Annotated in this window: 5 protein-coding genes; 2 read left to right on the forward strand and 3 right to left on the reverse strand. The window is 58.9% G+C overall.

What is annotated here, in order from left to right:
- Both BG35_RS0106475 and uvrB read left to right on the forward strand, forming a co-directional pair.
- Positions 1-733 (forward strand): DUF561 domain-containing protein (locus BG35_RS0106475; protein ID WP_025782187.1); only part of this gene is annotated, 733 nt, incomplete at its 5' end.
- A 6-nt stretch (positions 734-739) separates the two neighbouring features.
- Positions 740-2,749, forward strand: coding sequence for an excinuclease ABC subunit UvrB (gene uvrB, locus BG35_RS0106480; protein ID WP_025782188.1), 2,010 nt, complete (start codon positions 740-742; stop codon positions 2,747-2,749).
- A gap of 67 nt (positions 2,750-2,816) precedes the next feature.
- On the opposite strand, the gene BG35_RS10710 is transcribed toward uvrB, so the two are convergent.
- The 3 genes from BG35_RS10710 to BG35_RS12445 all read right to left on the reverse strand — a co-directional run.
- Complete coding sequence (locus tag BG35_RS10710) at positions 2,817-3,374, reverse strand: cysteine--tRNA ligase (RefSeq protein WP_201768415.1); 558 nt, start codon at positions 3,372-3,374, stop codon at positions 2,817-2,819.
- Positions 3,371-4,447: an AAA family ATPase gene (locus BG35_RS0106485; RefSeq protein ID WP_025782189.1), complete on the reverse strand. Its 1,077-nt coding sequence runs from the start codon at positions 4,445-4,447 to the stop codon at positions 3,371-3,373. The genes BG35_RS10710 and BG35_RS0106485 overlap by 4 nt, the downstream gene beginning before the upstream one ends.
- Before the next feature lie 149 nt (positions 4,448-4,596).
- A partial coding sequence (locus BG35_RS12445; protein WP_173399745.1) for an ankyrin repeat domain-containing protein occupies positions 4,597-4,806 on the reverse strand: 210 nt, incomplete at its 5' end.

The following is a 4,806-nucleotide window of genomic DNA, read 5'->3' on the forward strand; positions in this document are numbered from 1 at the left end:
CCTTACCGCCCGAGCGGGCCTCAAGATCATTGCCGGTCTGCAAACCTTTGCGCCCGAGCGGGTGCGCCCTGTGTGCAACGCTGCCGTTGCCGGTGGGGCTGATCTGGTGGACATTGCCGCCGATCCCCAACTGGTTCGCCTGGCGCGATCCTGTGGCGTGACCACCGTCTGTGTGTCCGCCGTGGAGCCGGAACGCTTTCCCGCGGCGGTGGCCGCCGGGGCCGATCTGGTGGAAATCGGCAACTTTGATTGCTTCTACGAGCAGGGGCGGGACTTTACCGGCGCCGAGGTGCTGGAGCTGACCCGGCGCAGTCGGGCGCTGCTGGCTGACGCGCCCCTCTCGGTCACCGTTCCCCACCGCCTGCCCCTGTGGGAGCAACAGCGGTTGGCGGAGCAGTTGGTGGCCGCTGGCGCGGACCTGATCCAGACGGAAGGGGGAACCAGCAGCCAACCCCAAAGCGCTGGCATCCAGGGACTCATTGAAAAGGCGGTTCCCACCCTGGCCGCCGCCCATGCCATCAGCCGGGCGGTGCGGGCGCCGGTGTTGTGCGCCTCCGGTCTCAGCGCGGTGACCGCCCCCATGGCCATTGCCGCCGGCGCCGCCGCCGTCGGGGTGGGCCGCGCCGTGAACCGCCTGGAGGATCCCGTGGCCATGGTGGCGGTGGTGCGCAGTCTGCGGCAGGCTTTGACTGCCGGTGTAGCGCCAACCCTGGACTCGCCCATCCGCTGCTAGTTGCCCATGGGCCGGTTTGCCCTCACAGCCCCCTATCAGCCCATGGGGGACCAACCCCGGGCCATTGCGGAATTGGTCCATGGGGTCCGGGGGCAGTGTCCCTATCAGACTCTTCTGGGCGCCACGGGTACGGGCAAAACCTTCACCATTGCCAACGTGATTGCCCAAACCGGCAAGCCCACCCTGGTGTTGGCCCATAACAAAACCCTGGCGGCCCAACTTTGTAACGAGCTACGGGAATTCTTCCCCAACAACGCCGTGGAGTACTTTATCTCCTATTATGATTATTATCAGCCGGAGGCCTATGTACCATCCACAGACACCTATATTGCCAAAACATCATCCATCAACGAAGAAATAGACATGTTGCGTCACTCGGCCACCCGATCCTTGTTTGAGCGCAAAGACGTGATTGTGGTGGCCTCCATTAGTTGTATTTACGGCTTGGGGATGCCGGCTGAATATCTGAAGGCGGCGGTGCCTTTTTGTGTAGGCGAGGCCATTGATTTGCGGCAAGCGCTGCGGGCTTTGGTCAATAACCAATACAGCCGCAACGATCTGGAAATCAACCGCGGACGTTTCCGGTTGCGGGGAGATGTGTTGGAGATTGGGCCTGCCTATGAAGATCGCCTCATCAGAGTTGAATTTTTTGGTGACGAGATTGAAGCCATTCGCTATGTGAACCCTATCACCGGCGAGATTCTAAAAAGCCTGGACAGCATCAGCATCTATCCGGCAAAACACTTCGTGACCCCCAAGGAGCGCCTTGAAGCCGCATTGGTGGCCATCCGTGAGGAACTGGCGGAGCATCTGGACGTACTCCATCAACAAAACAAACTGGTTGAGGCGCAACGTCTGAAACAGCGCACCATGTATGACCTGGAAATGCTTCAGGAAGTGGGCTATTGCAACGGGGTGGAAAACTATGCCCGTCACATCACGGGACGACCGGCGGGCACTCCGCCGGAGTGTCTGGTGGACTATTTCACGGACGACTGGCTGCTGGTGGTGGATGAAAGCCATGTCACCTGCCCCCAGTTGCAAGGCATGTACAACGGTGATCGCTCCCGTAAGCAGGTGCTCGTTGACCACGGCTTCCGCCTGCCCAGCGCAGCGGATAACCGGCCCCTGAAGGCTGAAGAGTTCTGGGCCAAGGTGAGGCAGGCCATCTTCGTATCCGCCACCCCTGGGGATTGGGAACTGGGGCGCTCCGGGGATGCGGTGCGGCGCCAGGTGATCCGCCCCACCGGCGTGGTGGACCCGGAGATCAGTGTGCGGCCCAGCGCCGGACAGGTGGATGACCTGCTGGCGGAAATTCGCTCCCGTAGTGGGCGGGGTGAACGCACCCTGGTCACCACCCTCACCAAGCGCATGGCCGAGGACCTGTGTGATTACCTGGCCGGCCATGGCGTCAAGGTGCAATACCTCCACTCCGAGATCCACTCCATTGAACGAATTGAACTGATTCAGGATCTACGCACCGGCGCCTACGACGTGCTGGTGGGGGTGAATCTGCTGCGGGAAGGGTTGGATCTACCGGAAGTGTCCCTGGTGGCCATTCTGGATGCGGACAAGGAGGGCTTTCTGCGCTCGGACCGCTCCCTGATTCAAACCATTGGCCGGGCCGCTCGCCATGTGCGGGGCACGGCCATTCTGTATGGTGACCGGTTGACGAATTCCATGGACAAGGCCATCGACGAGACGAAGGGGCGCCGGCAGGTGCAGCAGGAATACAACAGCAAGCACGGGATTACCCCCAGGGCTGTGGCCACCAAAACCAAGGGCAACCCCATCCTGGCGGATCTGGAGTTGTCCAGGCGGCTGAGCCAGAGCCAACTGGAAACCGCCACAGTGCAAGCGGAAAACGACGATATGCCCCTTGCCGCCCTGCCCGAACTCATTGGTCAACTGGAGGATCAGATGAAAGCCTACGCCAAAGAGCTCAACTTTGAAGAAGCCGCTAAGCTGAGAGATCGCATTCGGGTCTTAAGACAGAAGCTCGTAGGGTCGTCTTAGGGAAAAACCTGGAGAGTATTAAGGCCAAGATAATGCCAGAGGACTGGGATTTCTTGATGATAGGACGCTATGGCTCAGTGTTGTTGAACACGGTCCAGGGAATATCGTTATGTTGGCCAATTGTGTGTTGATCGCAAATAATGGGTTCTCTATCAATCGCCGTCAGTCTCTTTTGTCTTAGTTGATGCAATAAACTGGAACGATTAATGGCCTCTGGTTGTAGTCTCTGACCTGTAGGCAGTTGTTCCAAGTGCAGCACAACTCTCCATTGGCTAGTTGCCAAGGCTCTTTGCGCAAGCTCTCGTTCAACATCATTGGCTACTTTTGCCGCCGCTGCCAGCCCTGCCAGGGTATCCCGGACCTTCTTTGCCAGCACGTCGGCAATCTCACTCGGTCTCGGAAGGTCGCGTTGGGGAGAGCATTGCCGGTAGTCCTTGATCTCGATCAACCATGACGCATCCCCCTCGACGCAGAGAATATCGACAGCTTTGGAGCCACCTGCAACGGGTTCAAATTGGTCGCGATAGAATGACCAGTCATCTGATCGGGCATCGTACTTGACGGCTTGACATCCGTCCAGGAACCTGAATGTCAAATCTCTCTCAGTTATATCGGTCATGTTCAAGACTCCCTACCCGACATGAACTGATCAAGAAAACGGTCCGACTGCTCCAGATCCTCGTCCAGCAGAAGCAGCGGGTTTACGTCCTCCAGATCATCTGCCTGGGAAACGTCCACACCATTATCGCCTGGGCGCAGCGCGAAATACTGTTGCTCCACCGCCGCGAACTCATCCTGCTTGAGGAGAATCTCCAACTCCCGCAACAGAAACAGGCTGTGGGTGGCCACGAAGACCTGAACACCTGCCTGGCAGATGCCCAGAATCGCCCTTGCGATCTCGCGAATGAGTCTCGGGTTGAGATTGGCTTCCGGCTCGTCCCAGAACAGGCATCCCTTGTTCAGCAGGGAGCCAGTGGCGATCAGCCGCATAAGCATGGCCAGCTTGCGCCATCCTTCCGCCACCAGCGGCATTTCCATCTTGCCCCCGTTAAATTGCTGCAAGTAGAAGCGACCGTTGGCATCCAGCACAACCCGTCCGCCAAGCTGCTCCTCCAAAGGCTCCAGCAAGCGGGCAATGGCCTCTTCCCGCGGTCCTCTCAGCGCTGGCGCACCCAGCAGCAGGCAGGTATCTCGCCAAGTTTCGTCGAACTCCAGGTAATGGGTCTCGTAGAGTGACACAAACCCCGGATAGAGGGTCAGCAGTTCCCCCGTGGGCAGGAAAACCGGCAGTTTGTCTTGCCATTTGGAGGGAAGCCTCTGCACAACAACTTCGGACTGGGCAAGGGAGGAAAACTGAAAGCCCAAGTGCGCCTCGGGTTGCCCGAAGCGCATGTCCACTTCACACTTGTTGCGTCCTCTCTGGCGATGCACCAGACGGCCCAGGCGCTCTTCCGGGCGGAAGACGCCAACGATCTTCTCAGCAATCCGGTTCTGCAACAGGGTCTTGGTGGGCTTGGTGGGCGATTCTCTGCGCTTCCTGCCTTCCTCGGCGCTCATGGCCATGAGCGCATAAGGAAGCTTCAGAAGATGGCTCTTGCCCGTGCCGTTGGCGCCGACGATGACGTTGAGACCTTGGGCGAACGTCAGATCCGCCTCCTTGAAGACCGTGAAATCCCTGATCCTGAGAGACTTGAGCACCCGCTAGTCCTCCCTCCTCTGAAGCGGACAAGTCAAGTATTGCATGTGGGAATCATGCAGTGGGGGCGTCAGCACGGTGGAACCGGTCGGCGTCCTCAAGCCATCTCTCGCCACTCGGTGGCTTGAGAAGATGAAAAGCCCATTGGGGCCTAGAAACGACCATCGTTGAGTTGCCAGTAGACATCGGTACCTCGGAGGGGAGAATCATCCGGGATTAAATCCAAAGCTGTCAATCCATCTTCGTCCCGTGCGTTGGGATCAGCGCCAGCATCCAGTAGGGCCTGCACCACTGCTGGGGTTTTGCTAAGCGACGCCGCCCAGTGGAGGGGTGTCCCTCCATTGTCGTCCCGTGCGTTGGG

This window comes from Candidatus Synechococcus spongiarum SH4 (assembly GCF_000586015.1).
In the GTDB taxonomy this organism is placed as follows: Bacteria; Cyanobacteriota; Cyanobacteriia; order PCC-6307; family Cyanobiaceae; genus Synechococcus_B; species Synechococcus_B spongiarum_F.

Excerpts from the sequence above, each read along its gene's own strand:
- uvrB (WP_025782188.1), top strand. The coding sequence starts at position 740 with ATGGGCCGGTTTGCCCTCACAGCCCCCTATCAGCCCATGGGGGACCAA.